Here is a 17,659-nt window from a genome sequence, read left to right as displayed (position 1 = left end):
CTATAATGATTAGATACTTTTTGGCACAATTAGACGGAGGCGAAGATTGAATATATGGGTGTTTTAGGAAAAAAGAAGAACATCACTTTATTAACCCAACTAACGATTTTGATCGTCCTCGTCATCTTTATAAGCTCTTTGTTGATCACGGTATTATTTTCAACCATGCTTGATGATATTGTCGAGAGTTATATGGGCGAACAAGCGCTGACTGTTGCCAAGTTGACGGCACAAAACAAAGACATTATCGAGGCATTTCAAGATGAACAGCCATCTGAAGTCATCCAAACCATTTCAGAAACGATCCGACATACAACGGGCGCGGACTATGTGACCGTCGCCAATGACAAAGGTGTGCGCTATTCGCACCCGAATCCGGAAAATATTGGTGAACCGACGATGACGAGTAACAAAGCCGTGTTGGAAGAACATCGATCGATCATTTACCGGGGAAATGGGGTTTCCGGACCAGCCATCAAGGCGAAGGCTCCTATTTGGAACGAAAAAGGGGAAGTGATCGGCGTTTCATCTGTAGGGTTCCTTGTTGATCGGATTGAAAAGCAAGTGCTAGATTACCGCAAACATATTTTTCAATTATCCATCATCCCGCTTGTTTTTGGAATCGGCGGTGCCATATTGATCGCCAGACGGTTGAAAAAGCTCACTTTCGGTTTGGAACCTGAAGAAATTTCTTATCTTTTCAAAGAAAAAGAAGCGACGTTGGAATCGATTCGTGATGCGACAATTACCGTCAACAATGGCAAGCAAATTACATCGATGAATAAACGGGCCAGGGAATTATTCGGCAATCAACAACTGTCGGTCGGAATGACTATCCATCATCGACAATTGACGATTACTATCGATCAAGTCATCGACACAAAGGAGAGTACTTATAATCAGAAATTACTACTAGACCAGCAGTTATATGTTGTGGATGCCTCTCCGATTATAAAAAAAGAAGAAGTCGAAGGAATTGTCTTAACGATAAGAACCGTTTCCGAAATTGAACAATTGACGGAAGAGTTTTCTAAAATCAAGAATTTTTCCGAGAATATGCGTGCTCAAAATCATGAGTTTTTGAATAAGCTGAACACCATCTATGGGTTACTCGTCTTAAAACAATATGATCGTGCAATCAGCATCGTTTCTTCCGAAGTGAGTGATCGCCAAGATATCATTTCATTTTTAATATCATCTGTAAAAGATCCATTGATCGCGGCATGTCTACTCGGGAAAGTGAATCGTTCCAAAGAATTGCAAGTCCAGTTGGTAATTGATCCGGAAAGTCATTTGAGCAGCGAACTGGAAATGACGAGGTCCAACCATTTCGTCCCGATTATCGGGAATGTCATTGATAATGCAATGGAGGCTGCTCGGAAAAAGAACCATAGGGAAGGCAAAGTGTATGTGTCCTTTACAGATTTAGGAAAGGAAATCATCTTTGACATTGAAGATAATGGGGCAGGCATACCTGAGGAGATGACGGAAGCGATATTCGAAGAAGGCTATACGACAAAGAGTGAAGGAGACCACGGCATTGGGTTAGCGATTGCCAAAAATGCACTGAGCGCATTGAATGGGCAAATGTATGTGGACAAAAGTGAGTTAGGCGGGGCAAGATTTACGATTGTGATTCCGCAAGAGCAGTAAAGGAGGAGTTTTCATGCATGAAGAAATGATCAGCGTCCTCATTATAGAAGATGATGTAGATGCGGCAAATATCTATAAGCAATTTACAGATCAAATGGAGCGTTTTCGCGTCGTTGCAACCGCAAGTTCCGGAGAACAGGCTTTGCAGTTATTGAAGGTCATCCAGCCTCAATTGCTGTTACTTGATGTTTTTCTGCCCGATATGAACGGCATTGATCTCCTGCGGGAAATCCGGAAACAGTACCGGGGCATCGATGTCATTCTCATCACCGCAGCGAATGATACAGAGACTGTGAGTGAAGCGATACGCGGCGGTGCATTCGGTTATTTAGTTAAACCGATCATTGTAGATAAACTGATCGCGACATTGAAGGAATATGAAGTCGTCAGAGGACAACTGCATCAGGAACAAGTCGTAAATCAGGATAAAATTGACGTCTATTTCCGGAAAAATCAACAAACAGCCCTTCTTGAAGAACCTTCAAAGGGGAGCTATCCGAAAGGAATCGACAAACATACATTGAAATTGGTGAGAGCGAAGGTTCAGGAGATGCAAGGTAGCTTAAGTGCGGACGAACTTAGTCGCCAAGTGGGTATCAGTTATTCAACGATGAGACGGTATTTGGAATACTTGGTTTCGCTTGAAGAAATGGAAGTTGAAATCTTCTATGGGAATGTTGGGCGACCAGAAAGAAAATACAAAAGAACCGTCAAATGAAATCCCGCGTTGCGTATGAGAGGCAACGCGGGATTTTTCTGTGTCTTTCGGTGGATACATGCATAAAAAATATGAAAACAATGATAAAAACGATTAAAACAAACATTACGCATTTAAACTATTCCTCTTAAAAAATACCTGTTACGATTATTCCAACTTGTAAGCGGTGTCAACGGAAGGTATTTGCAAAAGCAGAAGAAATGAGGAGCTTTTGGACACCTTTGGAATAGGTTTACAACCGACATAGAAACAGAAGGGGGATATACGATGTTAGCAGTATTAGGATTTTCAATGGTTGCAGTCTTTATGTATTTAATCATGTCGAAACGAATGTCGGCATTGGTTGCCATTATGGTCGTACCGATCGTATTTGGTATTCTTGGGGGATTCTTAACTGATTTAGGTCCGATGATGCAGGCTGGTGTTGAGAAAGTTGCCATGACGGCCATCATGATTTTATTTGCGATTCTTTACTTTGGGATTATGATTGATACGGGTCTGTTTGATCCTCTGATCTCCAAAATCCTGCAACTGGTAAAAGGCGACCCATTAAAAATTGTTCTTGGGACGGCTGTCCTATCCATGATGGTTGCATTGGATGGGGACGGAACAACGACTTATATCATCACTTGTTCCGCATTATTGCCACTTTATAAACGTCTTGGAATGAATCGTCTAGTGTTGGCGACTGTCGCGATGTTATCGATGGGTGTTATGAATATGACACCATGGGGCGGTGCATCTGCAATGGCGATGGCATCACTGGGACTCAACTCTTCGGAACTGTTCATCCCGATGATTCCTGTCATGGGGTTCGGTTTGATTTGGGTGCTGGTTGCAGCATTCTTGTTAGGGAAAATGGAGCGGAAAAGATTGGGTGTTGTGGAACTTGAACCCGTTTCTAAGTCGGAGGCGGATCTTCAATTAGCAGCAACAGCTGCAGCTGGGGCCGCTGATTATAAGCGTCCAAAATTGGTTTGGTTCAACCTGTTCTTGACGGTTGTATTGATGGCATGTTTAATCATCGACTTTATGTCATTGGCGATTCTCTTCATGATCTTCTTTGGCATCGCTTTGCTCGTCAACTATCCAGAATTGAAACTGCAACAAGAACGTATCGCAGTGCATTCCAAAAATGCATTGGCAGTTGTCTCAATCGTTATCGCTGCAGGAATTTTCTCTGGAATCATGGCGGGTACGGAAATGATTGATGCGATGGCTCAAACATTAGTCGTCATCATTCCAGATGCATTAGGACCTTATTTAGCAGTTCTTGTCGCATTCATCAGTGCACCATTCACGTTCTTTATGTCCAATAACGCTTTCTACTTCGGTGTTTTGCCAATCCTTGCGCAAGCAGCTGAAGCGTATGGTGTAAGTGCAGTTGAAATTGGACGTGCTTCATTGATCGGCCAACCGATCCACGTATTGAGTCCATTAGTGGCGGCAGCCCATCTACTAATCGGCTTAGTCGGAACGGAATTCGGTGATTTACAACGCTTCGCAGTCAAATGGGCATTTGGCACAGTTGTCGTGATGACACTTGCTGCACTTCTGCTAGGAGTCATTACAATCGCATAACTTTAACAGCAGATGACCCGCACTTCTATAAGTGACGTGGTGAATACTAAAGTGTATTTCAATCAGAGGGATTCCAAACTACCTGTAGCTGACGCTTCGCTTTCAGTACAAAAAGATTTGCTGATTAGAGGAACTCAGGCTAAGGTCGCCGCGTCCTGCGGCAATGCCTGAGTGACCAACATCCTGTTGACCCAAGCTTCCGGCGGATGTCACAAATTTTGAAAGGAGTTAATTGCGAATCGAACGACGAAGGGTTCGATTTGCCTTAATTTCTGCGTTCTTTGCAGAAATTAAGGCACCAGCCATTAGAAAGCACAATTCAAAATTTGGACGCAGTTACGCCAAGGCGTAATTGATAATGAAAATGACGATGAATCATTATGGATTCATCGTCATTTTTGTCGTTGTGCGTTGTTTAACAGCATTTAAAATGATGGTGGATGTGATCTTCGAAAGATTCATGACCGTATCCAATCGTGTATGATTTAGAGAACTCGCGGGAAAATGGGGATCCAAATAATTCACAACCCCTTTCAAATGATAAATCCCGACTTCCGGTAACGGGTTATGGATGGCATATCCTGGAACAAGCGGTCCGTCTTTTAATAAAATCGAACCGATTTCATGATGTTCCCCCAAGCAAGCATCTAAACTGAGGATGGCCGGTTGTGTGAAGCGCCGATGGATATCTTTAAGAACGGAGTTTAAATTCAGTGCATGGACGGGTTCTGAAATCGTCCCGAAGACAGGATAGGGGCATTGATTCTCCATTAGTGTAGTGCCTACTAAAGGACCGAACGCATCTCCTGTGGATCGGTCTGTTCCAATACATAAAAAAACCAGTTCTTTTTCAAATGGTTGACATAATGTCTGAAGGATCATGGACATTTGATCCATATCTTCTTTTGTCGACGACGTTAAGGAATAGCGATAATACAATTTGCTCGTCTTCGCTGGCACTAATTTATTTCTTCTGAATGGAAACATCTAATACCCCCCCTTTTTTGCAAAAAAGATACAGTTATTGCTTAATTCTACACGAATTGTCGGAATCCTTTTGATTTTGAGCGATATATTGATGCTTTTCAAATATACTGCATATTTTGTGTCTCTAATGTGCTTTTTTAGATTTCAAAGATAATAGAAACACGAGGTGCTGAATCGAGTGAAAAACGATTCAGCATTTTTTATGGTGTAGGTGGTTGACTTTTCAGAAATATTCATATAAATTCATAATAACGGAATTTAAATTCCTGTATTATGAATAAAATCTTTTGAATAATAAAAGGGAGGGGAAAGAAGGATACAGAACTTAGCAAGTCACCGTGAAGCAAAATTCAATTCTTTTGAGTAAAAAAGTGGTTGACTTTTCAGAAAAGTTGGTTTAAATTCATAACAACGGAATTTGTATTCCTTTATTATGAATAACGAGATCGGGAAATTATCCATTGTAAACAAGTTGAAATGAAATTTTATTTGGAGGGAAAATGATGAGTACAGAACTATTAACAGCGAATCCTATCAAAGCAGAAGTGGGTGCGATGCCAGAAACAACAGGTTTAAACTTCTTTAAGGAAGATCCCAATCTGACTTTTGTTCTAAAAAACTATCTTTCCAAGGAAGAATATGATCAGGCGCTATCTCCTTTAACAGAATTAGGGGAAGTTGCGGGATCACGTTTGGATGAGTTATCGCGTATTGCAGATAAACATACGCCTGAGTTATTTACCTTCAATGGAAAAGGGGAAGTAATCAACAAAGTGGATTACCATCCAGCCTATAGGGAAATGGAAACTATCGGCTACAGTAAGTTTGGTCTTGCCGCTATGTCGCATAAACCAGTGCTAGGTTTTTCTACGAAACTTCCACACGTACTCAAATATGCATTTTGGTATTTGTTTGTCCAATCCGAGTTTGGTTTAGCTTGTCCAATGAGTATGACTGATTCTGCCGCTCGTATCTTAACGTTGTATGCTAGTGAAGAAATGAAACAAACTTATTTACCTCTTATGACAAGTACCGATATGGATGAATTGCATACTTGCTCCCAGTTTATGACTGAAAAGCAAGGCGGATCAGATGTTGGTATCAACATCGTAGAGGCCAGAAAAGTTGGCGATCAGTGGGAAATTTGGGGAGATAAGTGGTTTTGCTCCAATGTAAGTTCAGACCTTGGGTTAGTTTTAGCTCGTCCTGAAGGTGCTCCTGCAGGCACGAAAGGCCTCGGAATGTTTTTAGTCCCAAGAAGACTCCCGGATGGTTCTTTAAATAAATACAGAATCAATCGACTGAAAGATAAGCTTGGAACACGGGATATGGCTTCGGGGGAAATCGATTTTCAAGGCGCGACGGCTTATGTGATCGGTGATCTTGAAAACGGTTTTAAGCAAATGATGTCGATGGTCAATAATTCTCGATTATCGAACGCTGTCCGTTCTACTGCAATGATGCGGAGAAGCTTTTTGGAAGCACTTGTTTCAGCTAGGGGTCGGGCAGCATTTGGAAGCGCTATCGCTGAAAAGCCGCTGATGAAAGAAACACTATTTGAACTATTGCTAGATTCTGAAGCGGCGACAGCGATGACATTCTTCACGGCTTCTGTTTATGACAAAGCAGATGAAGGCAGCGAAGACGATAAAAGGTTATCACGGGTCTTAACGCCATTGTTAAAAGGATACGTTTGTAAACGGGCTCGAAACTCCACTTCTGAAGGGATGGAAGCAAGAGGAGGAAACGGTTACATTGAGGATTGGGTTGAACCGAAGCTTGTACGCGATGCACTTTTAGGTTCAATTTGGGAAGGTACGACAAATATTGTAGCTTTAGACGTCTTAAGATCGTTAGTGAAAGTCCAAGCGGGAGATGTCTTTTTCAATGCAGTTTCTAGTTCCATAGAGAATCTCTCTAATCCTTTGGCACAGCAAACGGGTCAAGTTCTCCGGAAAATTTCCGAGAAAATTGAAGCCCAAGCGAAAAAAGTAATCGAACTGGATGGACCAGAGCAAGAGTTGCCTATGAAACAATTAATGAACCGGATGTATCATATTTTGGCAGCTAGCCTTTTACTGAAGGAAGCTTCTGCACAAATTACAGAACAAGGAAGTTACCGCAAATTATACATGACTTTACAGTATATCCACCGTTATTTCCTTACGAATGGTTTTGATGACTTCAGCTTTTCGAATCCATCGTTATTAGAATGGTTTGATGCCATTGTTGACTGGGAGCGAGTTCCTGATAAGGCTGTTGAAGATTTGTTGAAAAAGGTACAACAATCCGTGACACTCTGAATAGTTAAACACTACCATCAAGATGTATGACAGCGATAAAGAATTGAGGGAGTTAAATGACCAAAGCATTAAGCGGGATTAGAGTTCTTGATTTAAGTCGGGTGGTGGCTGGTCCAACTTGTACGAGTATGTTGGGAGATTTGGGCGCAGATATCATTAAAGTGGAAGGACCAGGAATGCCAGATGAAACACGTGGGTGGTTTCCTCCAGATGTTGAAGGTATCAGTTTGTATTTTATGGCAGTTAATCGAAACAAACGAGCCATCACAGTGAATTTAAAGACAGAAAAAGGAATAGAAATCATAAAGAAACTTCTAAAAGAAGTGGATGTCGTAGTCGAAAACTTTAAAACAGGAACAATGGAAAAAATGGGACTGGGCTATGAAAACTTGAAAGCGCTAAATCCGAAATTAATCTACTGCTCCATCACCGGATTTGGGCATACAGGACCCTATAAAAATTTGCCGGGATATGATTTTATTGCTCAGGGGATGAGTGGGTTTATGAGTGTCAATGGTGCACCGGATGGTGAACCTACAAAAGCGGGTAATGCTTATGCTGATTTGACTACGGGTTTACATGCAACTATTAGCATATTAGCTGCTTTGCAGGCGAGAAATCACACAGGTCGTGGCCAGCATTGTGATGTTTCCCTTTTGGATTCCATGGTAGCTTCGTTACTTAACCTTGGGACAGGGTTTTTGAATACAGGGAAACTTCCAATACGATACGGAAATCAACATCCGACTTTGGTTCCTTATCAGAATTTTATGACAAGGGATTTCGAGATTATTATTGCAGTCGGTAATGACAACCAGTTTGAACGTTTTTGTACTTTACTGGAAAAGGACGAGCTATCTCGAGATGAGCGTTTTACTACAGCTAGTGGACGCAATATTAACAGAGAAGAATTGCTTCCTCAAATCCAAGAAGCGCTATTAAAAAAAACGGCAGATGAATGGCTCACCATCTTCCAGGAAAACAATATTCCATGTGGTCCGATCAATACATTAGACAAAGTATTTGAAGATCAGCAAGTGCTTGCAAGACAAATGGTACAGGAAGTTGAACATCCGGAAGTTGGAATGGTTAAACTTTTAGGTTCACCCATTAGACTTTCAGATACACCAGTCACTATTGAAAGATATCCACCATTGCATGGAGAACACACTGAAGAGGTATTGTCAGAGTTAGGATACGATAGACAAGAAATCGAATCATTCATGCAGGAAAAGGTGGTTGGATCATCTCCATTGACTATTGAAAAAATAACTCACTAGGGCTCCATTCCTATCAACTTTAACTTGCTTCAGCAGAAGTCCCTCACTTCCATAAGTGGCGGGATGAATGCCAGAATGCATATCAATCAGATGAAGTCCAAACTCTCTGTAGCTGACGCTTCGCTTTCAGTACAAAAAGATTTGCTGATCAGAGGAACTCAGGCGTCGCCGTGTCCTGAAAGTGCCTTAATTTCTGCAGAAAACGCAGAAATTAAGGCAAATCGAACCCTACGCTGTTCGATTGGCAACGCCTGAGTGACCAACATCCTGTTGCCCCAAGCCCCCGGAGGATGTCACAGATTTTGAAAGGAGTTAAAGGAAGGCAGTCTAAGTTCGCGACGTCCTAAATTAAGGCAAATCGAACCCTTTGCTGTTCGATTCGCAACGACTGCATGACCAACATCCTGCAGGCCTCAAGCTCGATTCAAAATCTGGACGCAATTACGCCGACGCGCAATTGATCCGTATAGAGACTAGGAAAAGGAATGTATGATAAAAACGAATACATCATTATACATTCCTATCCTCCTATACAGTCACAATTAGATAGCGCTTACACTGAAATGGACGAAATTAATAATTTAGGCGGTGTTTTATGGATAAAGTCAAAACGGAACGGACCTGGATTGTAGTTTTCGTCGCTTGCTTTTTAGGTCTTTTAGTAGATGGCATGGATTTAATCATGCTATCAATCACGTTACCTAGTCTAATGGAAGAATTTAATATTGATAAGATACAAGCAGGACTCATCGCTACATGGTCCTTAGTAGGGATGGCCGTCGGAGGGATTGCTGGCGGTTGGTTATCGGATCGATTTGGTCGGGTAAAAATGGCAACTTGGATGATGGTTCTATTCTCGATTGGAACATGCTTACTCGGATTTGCACAAACATACGATCAATTTATCGTTATTCGTTTCATTGCTGCTATTGGGATGGGGGCGGAATATACGATCATGACAATGCTCATGGCCGAATATGTACCAACCAAAAAAAGAACGACGGTATTAGGGACAATACAAGCTGCCTATTCATTAGGCTATTTAGTGGCAGCTTTATTGGCGGGTGCTATTTTACCTGCATACGGATGGCGGCCGCTATACTTTATTGCGATCATCCCTGTTGTTTTGGCTCTTTATATTAGACGCAAGATTCCAGAACCTGAAGGGTGGAAAGAAAGAGCACAAGCGAAAAAACAAGAGGGGAATAAGAACGAGTGGACTACAATCTTCAAGGAACCAAAAACAAGAAAGATTTTCATGTTTTGGGCTCTTACTGCGACCTTCTTACAATTTGCTTATTACGGGGTAGGAACTTGGTTGCCGACTTATATTGTAACTGATTTAGGTTTTGATTTTAAACAGATGACAGGGTATCTTGTAGGAACATACGCAGCGGCAATCTTAGGGAAAATTCTTGCGGGTTGGCTGGCAGATCGATACGGGCGAAAAACGATGTTTCTTGTAGGTGGTTTCTCAACTGCAATTCTTTTACCAATCGTTTATCTGTACAATTCCCCAACAAACATTATTTTGTTATTAACGATACTTGGATTCCTTTATGGTATTCCATATGCAGTCAATGCGACCTATATGAATGAGAGTTTTCCTACTCATATTCGCGGGACAGCTGTAGGCGGATCATATAATATTGGTCGAATCGGATCAGCGATGGCTCCGGTATTGATTGGTCTTATTGCACACTACCAATCAATCGGATTCGGATTAGCGACTTTAGGTATTGCTTATGTCTTAGCAGCTGTCATTCCTGCGCTGTTTATCCGGGAAAAAATGTATGATCCATTTGAAAATAAAGAGAATGTTGACGCTGGAGAAAAAGAAAACAGTACCGCCGAACGAAAGAAAAATGCTATCGAAATCAAAACTATGTAAGCATTCTTAAAAAGTTTTTTTACTTTTTACATAGTACGAATGATAAACGGTCTTGTTATAGTAGGTTCAGGCGTTATGAAACATGCGAGAAGTGAAAAGTTATAAAAAATATACAGAAAGCAGAGTTGATTGTGAATTGAGAGAAGTAGTGATTGTAGATGCTGTAAGAACCCCCATTGGGAGGTATAAAGGTGCATTAAAAAGTGTACGACCAGATGATTTGGGAGCCATTGTCATTAAGGCACTTATTGAACGAAACCCTAATCTGTCTCCTGAACAAATTGAGGATGTCATTTTTGGTAATGCCAACCAGGCTGGTGAAGACAATCGCAATGTGGCGAGAATGTCATCACTGTTGGCTGAACTCCCTGTCAACGTAGGCGGAACAACGATTAATCGGTTATGTGGGTCAAGTCTTGACGCTGTTATCTATGCTGCTCGAGCGATTGCGGTAGGCGAAGGGGATATTTACATTGCTGGTGGAACGGAAAGCATGACGAGGGCTCCATTTGTCATGGGAAAACCGGAAAGTGATTTTCCACGAGGTTCAATGGAGCTTCATGATACAACGATTGGCTGGCGCTTTACGAATAAAAAAATGGAAAAGATGTATGGAGCGGACTCCATGCCGCAAACAGCAGAGAACGTAGCAGAACGGTGTTCGGTATCCAGAGAAGATCAAGATCAATTTGCATTTCAAAGTCAGCAAAAAGCAAAACAAGCAGTCGAAAATAATCGTTTTGCGAATGAAATTGTACCGGTTCATTTTATAGACCGAAAAGGAAATGAGGTAGTCGTTGAGCAGGATGAACATCCGCGTCCAGGTACAACAATTGAAAAGTTAGGAAAACTAAAACCGATTTTTGCAGGAGGTACGATAACAGCAGGTAATGCTTCTGGTGTAAATGACGGAGCTTCAGCGTTACTGTTAATGAGTGCTGAAAAGGCGAAAGAACTCGGATTAAAACCTTTAGCCAAATATGTCGTTGGTGCAGTTGCTGGCTTGGAACCATCGATTATGGGTCTTGGACCTATTTATTCAACCCGTAAAGCATTGGAAAGAGTAAATTTAGGAATAGAGGACATTGGACTTGTCGAATTAAACGAGGCGTTTGCTTCTCAATCACTCGAGTGTATCCGCCAATTGGAATTGGATCCGGATAAAGTGAATGTAAATGGTGGTGCGATTGCGTTTGGTCATCCGCTCGGTGCAAGTGGAGCACGTATTTTAACAACACTAGTTCATGAGATGAAAAAACGAGATGTCCAGTATGGACTTGCCACCATGTGTGTCGGTGTTGGGCAGGGGATATCAGTAGTTGTGGAAAACACAGAAAAGTAAATAACCAATTGACTGCCTATTCACTGTGACTCTATTAGCCATAGAGCGGGGAAGTGGATATAAGCCAGTCGTATAAGTCATTTCTAGTTCGATTAGGAAACTTGTACGACTGGCTTTTATTATTCCCCCTTGTAAAAGGAAAGTTGTTTTTGAATAAATGAAAGCGCTTATAATACTAACTACGTATCAAAGAGTCCTAATATTCAAAGAAGGTGTCGAAGGTCAAAAAGAATCCAATATTCCAGAGGGGGAAGCAGTATTGAAAAAAACATTATCTCTAATAGGTTTATTTGTCTTGTCTTTGTTAATGCTTGTCGGTTGTAATTCTGAAGGCGGATCTAGTGGCGCTGCCGCTACTGGCAATAACCAAAGTGAAGGACCGGGATCCCTTCCCAACCAAATGACATGGAGTGTATATGATGTTGGAACGAGCGGTTACGCAGAAATGTCAGCTATTGCAAATATGCTTACAAGTGAATATAACACACGTATTCGTATGTTACCTTCTGCAACTGGGATCGGAAGAATGATTCCTATGAAAAATGGTACAGCCTCCTTAGCAAAATTAGGGGATGAGTCACAATATGCTTTTGAAGGATTAGAGGAATTTAGTGCCCTGGAGTGGGGACCGCAAGATTTAAGGGCGGTTTGGTCACCGATTGCTCATTTTGGACTTGGTGTCCGAGCAAATGACAGTTTTGAAAAGATTGAAGATTTAAAAGGAAAAAAAGTTCCCTATTTCCCCGGAAATATTTCAGTCAATGTGAAAACTGAAGCGATGTTGGCATTCGGGGGTCTCACATGGGATGACGTAGAAGTTATTGAGCTTGCGGCGTATGGGAGTCAAACTGATGCGCTTCTACAAAAGAAGATTGACGTAGTTAGTGGTATTCCGTCTGGTGCGATCTTCTTTGAGGCAGATAGTAAAGGTGGAATAAGATGGATTGAAATGGCCGCTGAAAATGATGAGGGATGGAGTCGTGCAAGGGAGGTTGCACAATGGCTATTTGCGGAACCGCGGGATGATGGTGCGGGTATGGAAGGCGACGTAACTCTTTTAGGGTATGGCTATTCACTTGTCAGCTATGCTGATCAAAAAAATATTAAAGGTGTATTGGAAGCGATGGATGAAAACTTTGAGCAAGTCAAGGATACAGTTCCGGGAGCAATACTTTACGCGAAAGATCGAGTACTAACCGACCCGATTGGTATTCCTTTCCACGATGAAACCGTTGAATTCTTTAAGGATCAAGGCCTTTGGGATGAGGAAAAACAAGCGAAAAATGATGCATTAGTTCAAAGAGCGAATGATTTAAAAGCAGCGTGGGAAACAGTAACAGACGAAGCTAAAAAACAAGGAATTTCGAAGGATGAATTTTCGGAGTACTGGCTAAAACGGAAAGCAGAGCTTGTAAAATGATTTCTGCATCATAATCTCAATCACATAGTAGGGATCGAGTCTTAATGAAAAACGAAACGTTTTTTCGAAAGAATTTAGGGAGGGTTTTAGTATGAAAACAGAAAGACTTAATTTATTTTGGAAGATTGTCATTATTGCTTCCACTGTGATTGGGATTCTATTATCTGTAAATATGTTGTTTTATTTAAATCTATTCGGCATTAATCCGATGGAAAATATTTATCTTATTTTCTTGCTTGCTTGTTTCATGCCCATTTCTTTTTTGATTTTTCCGGCAAGGAAAACACATACGTCCGTGAAATGGTTTGATATTGTATTTTTTGCTGTTTCACTGATCAGTATCGTTTACATCGGTGCGCAAGGGGAACGCATCATCCTAGAAGGTTGGGATTGGGTAGCACCTACGATACCTACTGTTTTAAGCATACTCTTATGGATTCTATTAATAGAAGCACTCCGAAGAACTGGAGGACTTGTTTTATCGCTCGTTGTATTAGTGATATCACTCTATCCTTTAGTCGCATCCGGTATGCCTTTAGCAATATTACAAGGACAATCTTATGACTTTTTAACATTAGCTAGAAACCATATTATGAGTGCCAATAGTGTGTTTGGTATCGCTTATAAAACAATCGGAAGTTTGCTTCTTGGTTTTCTTATATTTGGAGTGGTCATCACTCGTACGGGTGGGGGAGATTTCTTCTTTAACCTTGCTCTATCATTATTTGGAAGAACGAGGGGAGGCTCAGCCAAAGTTGCAGTTATAGGTAGTGCATTCTTTGGAATGCTCAGTGGGAGTGCGGTGTCAAATGCTGTCACAATCGGTTCAATGACAATACCTGCTATGAAAAAAACAGGATACAAATCGCATTATGCAGCAGCAATTGAAGCAACCGCTTCTGCAGGTGGTTCAATTACTCCTCCAATTATGGGCTCGGCCGCTTTTATCATGGCCGCTTTTCTGGGAGTACCTTATTATGTCATTGCGTTGGCTGCTGTAGTCCCTGCATTTTTATACTTTTTCGGTTTATTTGTCCAAATCGATGGATATGCAGCAAGAAATAATCTAAAAGGATTACCTGAATCTGAGATTCCTTCTTTTTGGAAAACGTTAAAAGACGGTTGGCATTATATATTGGCGATTACAATGATGATTGGGTTTTTAGGAATCCTTAATTCAGAGGGTCAAGCCCCTTATTATGGAACGTTAGCTTTAATTATTATCACGATGATTAAAAAAGAAACTCGAATGAATTTCAAGCAACTGTTTGATATGTTAATGGACATCGCAAAGGTACTGGCGGATATCGTAGTGATTATTGCCGGAGTAGGTTTTATTGTAGGGGCCTTATCTGCTACAGGAGTCTCATTCTCACTTTCGAGGGAATTGGTTGCAGCCGCAGGAGATAGTACGCTCCTTATCCTACTTGGCGGAGCCATTACATGTTTTGTTTTAGGTATGGGAATGACGGTATCAGCTGTATATGTATTTTTGGCTGTTATCATGGCACCAGCACTCATAGCTGTCGGCATTGATCCTGTTGCTGCCCATTTGTTTGTAATTTATTGGGCCACAGTTTCCTATATAACACCTCCAGTTGCATTAGCCGCTTTTGCAACTGCCAGTATTGCTGGAGCTAGCCCTATGAAGACCAGTTTTCAAGCGATGCAACTAGGTTCGGTTAAATTTATCATTCCGTTCTTTATGGTTTACAACCCAGCTATCTTAATCGGCCGTGGTGACCCGGTTGATACGATTATAGATATCGTAGTCGCAATCATTGGTATAGCGATGGTTGCGGTAGCACTGGAAGGCTATTTATTCTGGGGAGGAGTATTGAACGTAGTCGAAAGAATCCTATTATTTGCTGCTGGACTATGTTTGTTCTTCCCAAATACTTATGTTGTCATTGGCGGCATGGCAGTAATACTCTTTGTTTATCTTTATAAAAATAGAACCAAGCTTCTGTTAAGTGTAAACAAAGGGGAGAAACAGGGTGTTTAAGGTTGTGAAAAAATCAATCATTTGGAGGGGAATCGAATGAGTGTAACTGTATTGGAATCTAAAAAGATAAAAGCAGAAGTAGGGGCAATGCCAGAAACAAAAGGTTTAAACTTTTTTGAGGAAGATCCCAATCTAGCTTTTATTTTAAAACGTTATCTTTCCAAGGAAGACTATGATCACGCCTTATCCCACTTAACGGAATTGGGCGAAACAGCCGGCACACGTTTGGATGAGTTATCCCGTATTGCGGACAAACATACGCCCGAGTTATTTACGTTCAATGGGAAAGGGGAAGTAGTCAACAGAGTCGACTACCATCCAGCCTATAAGGAAATGGAATACATCGCCTACAGTAAATTTAGTCTAGTTGCTATGGCGCATAAACCCGTACTCGGATTTTCTACAAAACTTCCGCATGTGCTGAAGTATGGATTTTGGTATTTGTTTGCTCAATCTGAGTTTGGGTTATCTTGCCCAATGAATATGACCGATTCCGCTGCACGTGTGTTGAGAAGGTTTGCCGATCAAGAAATGAAAGAAACCTATTTACCTCATATGACAAGCACGGATATGAATGAACTATGGACATGTGCCCAATTTATGACTGAAAAAGAAGGGGGTTCAGATGTTGGTGCTAACACAGTCATGGCAAAAAAAGTTGGTGATCAGTGGGAACTTTGGGGTGATAAGTGGTTTTGTTCCAATGTAACTTCGGACCTGGCGCTAGTTCTGGCTCGTCCTGAAGGGGCTCCTGGGGGCACAAAAGGCCTAGGCATGTTTTTAATGCCAAGAAAATTACCGGATGGATCTCTCAATAAGTTTAGAATCAATCGTTTAAAAGATAAGTTAGGAACACGCGACATGGCTTCAGGTGAGGTAACCTTTGAAGGAGCCACAGCTTATGTTGTCGGAGATATTCTGAATGGCTTTAAGCAAATGATGTCGATGGTAAATTCTTCTAGATTATCGAATGGTGTGCGTTCCGCTGGAATGATGCGAAGAAGCTTTTTGGAAGCGCTCGTTTCAGCTAGAGGTCGGGCAGCATTTGGAAGTGCCATCTCCGAAAAACCACTGATGAAAGAAACACTTTTTGAATTATTATTAGACTCCGAAGCTGCAACAGCAATGGCGCTCTTCACGGCTTCTGTTTATGATAAAGCTGATCAAGGCAGCGAAGTTGATGAAAAGCTATTACGAATTTTAACACCGTTGCTAAAAGGATGCATTTGTAATAGGGCTCGAAATTCTGCCACTGAAGGAATGGAAGCAAGGGGAGGAAATGGGTATATCGAGGATTGGGTTGAACCGAAACTTGTGCGAGATTCTTTTGTAGGTTCAATTTGGGAAGGAACAACAAATATTATAGCTTTAGACGTTCTAAGGTCGTTAGTGAAAGACAAAACAGGAGAGGACTTTTTCAACATAGTTTACAATTTAACAGATGATATTTCCGATTCTTTTGTACAACAGACGAGTCAGGTTCTCATGAGAATTATTAAAAAAGTTGAATCACAAACGAAAAGAATCATAGATCTGAACGGACCAGAGAAAGAACTGCCTGCTAAACAATTAATGAACAGATTGTATCATGTTTGTGCGGCAAGTCTTTTACTGGATGAAGCCTCTGCACAAATTACGGAACAAGGAAATTATCGTAAGTTGTACATGACTTTACAGTATATCCATCGCTATTTACTGAAGAACGGTTTTGATGATTTCAGCTACTCCGATCCCTCGTTATTGAAATGGTTTGATGCAATTGTTGATTGGGAGCAAGTTCCGACCAACGCCGTTGAAAGTTTGTTGGAAAAAATACAACAATCCGTCGTGACGCTGTAAACAATCGCTCTTTATCATAAGCTAGACGTATAACTTATTTCTGAATTTATTAGGAAAATTGTGTGACTGGCTTTTATATTTTTTGTTTGTCTAACTCATTTAGACTACAACATCACGGGAGGAAGGGGGAAATGGCGAATATGCTGGAGGAAATGAAGAAAAATATGGGTGGGGAATTTGAAAAAATGGTTACAATTGGCGTTCATTATCGCTTGAAACCTGGAACTAGAGAAGAATTATTAAAGTTTGTAGATGATAATGTTCAAAATACTAGAAAAGAGGAAGGGAATATTTTCTACACACACTATCCTTCGTTAGAGAATGATGTAGATATGTTTGTATTTGAAATATGGGAGACGGTAGATTATGTAAATGCTCATAACAAGGCACCCCACTATTTGGAGTTTTCGATGAAAAGAAAACCAATGTTAGATTTTTATCTTTCAACACGCTACGAGTCATCGATTATTAGTCAAAGAGACTCTATTTCCACATGGGGAGATCCTCGTTCAACCAAGCACAAAGCACATCACGGCGTAATTGGTACCTAGACACGCATGTATCATAAAGGTCAGTTAAAATGTGAAAGAAAATAAGCTGTATATCCGATTGAGAAGTCAGGATATACAGCTATTTGTCA

12 protein-coding genes are annotated in these 17,659 nt (G+C 41.1%); 11 read left to right on the top strand and 1 reads right to left on the bottom strand.

Going from position 1 to position 17,659, the window contains the following annotated elements; all coding sequences use genetic code 11:
* The first annotated feature begins 54 nt into the window (after window positions 1-54).
* The 3 genes from ACFPRA_RS12960 (at window position 55) to ACFPRA_RS12950 (ending at window position 3,952) form a co-directional block, all read left to right on the top strand.
* On the top strand, window positions 55-1,653 hold the full coding sequence (locus tag ACFPRA_RS12960) for an ATP-binding protein (RefSeq protein ID WP_381435256.1): 1,599 nt from the start codon (window positions 55-57) through the stop codon (window positions 1,651-1,653).
* Window positions 1,654-1,666: 13 nt separating this feature from the next.
* Window positions 1,667-2,371: a response regulator gene (locus tag ACFPRA_RS12955; protein ID WP_381435253.1), complete on the top strand. Its 705-nt coding sequence runs from the start codon at window positions 1,667-1,669 to the stop codon at window positions 2,369-2,371.
* A 267-nt stretch (window positions 2,372-2,638) separates the two neighbouring features.
* Entirely contained in the window at window positions 2,639-3,952 is a 1,314-nt protein-coding gene (locus tag ACFPRA_RS12950; protein WP_381435251.1) for a CitMHS family transporter, read from the top strand.
* Window positions 3,953-4,330: 378 nt separating this feature from the next.
* Here the strand turns inward: ACFPRA_RS12950 and yyaC are convergent, their stop codons facing one another.
* The gene (yyaC, locus tag ACFPRA_RS12945) at window positions 4,331-4,939 is read right to left on the bottom strand and encodes a spore protease YyaC (RefSeq protein WP_381435248.1); all 609 of its coding nucleotides are present in this window, start codon (window positions 4,937-4,939) and stop codon (window positions 4,331-4,333) included.
* A gap of 503 nt (window positions 4,940-5,442) precedes the next feature.
* Between yyaC and ACFPRA_RS12940 the strand changes: the two genes are divergently transcribed.
* The 8 genes from ACFPRA_RS12940 to ACFPRA_RS12905 all read left to right on the top strand — a co-directional run bounded on the left by ACFPRA_RS12940 (window position 5,443) and on the right by ACFPRA_RS12905 (window position 17,570).
* The gene (locus ACFPRA_RS12940; protein WP_381435245.1) at window positions 5,443-7,242 is read left to right on the top strand and encodes an acyl-CoA dehydrogenase family protein; all 1,800 of its coding nucleotides are present in this window, start codon (window positions 5,443-5,445) and stop codon (window positions 7,240-7,242) included.
* A 56-nt stretch (window positions 7,243-7,298) separates the two neighbouring features.
* Window positions 7,299-8,522 carry a CaiB/BaiF CoA transferase family protein gene (locus ACFPRA_RS12935; protein ID WP_381435243.1) on the top strand — a complete coding sequence of 408 codons (1,224 nt, stop codon included), beginning with the start codon at window positions 7,299-7,301 and terminating at the stop codon, window positions 8,520-8,522.
* 595 nt (window positions 8,523-9,117) lie between these two features.
* A complete protein-coding gene (locus ACFPRA_RS12930; protein WP_381435240.1) occupies window positions 9,118-10,413 on the top strand; it encodes an MFS transporter in 1,296 nt (431 codons plus the stop codon).
* Window positions 10,414-10,549: 136 nt separating this feature from the next.
* Window positions 10,550-11,755, top strand: a complete 1,206-nt coding sequence (locus tag ACFPRA_RS12925) for an acetyl-CoA C-acyltransferase (RefSeq protein WP_381435646.1) — start codon at window positions 10,550-10,552, stop codon at window positions 11,753-11,755.
* Between the two features lie 259 nt (window positions 11,756-12,014).
* On the top strand, window positions 12,015-13,175 hold the full coding sequence (locus ACFPRA_RS12920; RefSeq protein ID WP_381435238.1) for a TAXI family TRAP transporter solute-binding subunit: 1,161 nt from the start codon (window positions 12,015-12,017) through the stop codon (window positions 13,173-13,175).
* A 91-nt stretch (window positions 13,176-13,266) separates the two neighbouring features.
* Window positions 13,267-15,180, top strand: a complete 1,914-nt coding sequence (locus ACFPRA_RS12915) for a TRAP transporter permease (RefSeq protein ID WP_381435234.1) — start codon at window positions 13,267-13,269, stop codon at window positions 15,178-15,180.
* Window positions 15,181-15,216: 36 nt separating this feature from the next.
* Window positions 15,217-17,019, top strand: coding sequence for an acyl-CoA dehydrogenase family protein (locus ACFPRA_RS12910; protein WP_381435231.1), 1,803 nt, complete (start codon window positions 15,217-15,219; stop codon window positions 17,017-17,019).
* A 131-nt stretch (window positions 17,020-17,150) separates the two neighbouring features.
* Entirely contained in the window at window positions 17,151-17,570 is a 420-nt protein-coding gene (locus ACFPRA_RS12905; protein WP_381435229.1) for a putative quinol monooxygenase, read from the top strand.
* The last annotated feature ends 89 nt before the right edge of the window (window positions 17,571-17,659 follow it).

Source organism: Sporosarcina soli (genome assembly GCF_042655805.1).
Taxonomy (GTDB): Bacteria; Bacillota; Bacilli; order Bacillales_A; family Planococcaceae; genus Sporosarcina; species Sporosarcina soli.
Note: the sequence above shows the minus strand (reverse complement) of the source record. Positions and strands in the feature narration are given on the sequence as shown.